This window comes from Hallella faecis, assembly GCF_018789675.1.
Classification (GTDB): Bacteria; Bacteroidota; Bacteroidia; order Bacteroidales; family Bacteroidaceae; genus Prevotella; species Prevotella faecis.
The window spans coordinates 1-359 of the sequence record NZ_JAHKBE010000178.1; the positions used below are offsets into that span (position 1 = coordinate 1).

A 359-nucleotide genomic window follows, 5' to 3' on the forward strand; every position below is an offset into this window, starting at 1 on the left:
ATGCAAGCAATTCTCTGAAAATCTCGTCAATGAATCTGGTAATGTTCCACGTCGTGGTCCTGTTCCCAAGTTTTCGGATTTGGAAGTGGTGGCGCTATCCCTGACAGCAGAGACCGAGAGCATTGATAGTGAGAAGTGGTTGTTCGACTATAAATTGCAAGAGTACAAGGACAGCATTCCCAATCTCATATCAAGGAGACAGTTCAATGACCGCAGGAAGAAAACGTCAGGCCTGTGTGAGGAACTGCGCAAGAGGATTGCCATGGAAATGGATGGCGGAGAGGAACAGTTCTTTGTTGACTCCAAGCCGATAGAGGTTTGTAGGGTTGCAAGAGGAAAACGTTGCAAGATGGGGCGTA

At 47.4% G+C, this 359-nt stretch carries 1 pseudogene; it reads left to right on the forward strand.

Features of this window, described 5'->3' with window-relative positions:
* Nucleotides 1-359 (forward strand): annotated as a pseudogene (locus KM934_RS13030) (IS982 family transposase); the annotation flags it as partial.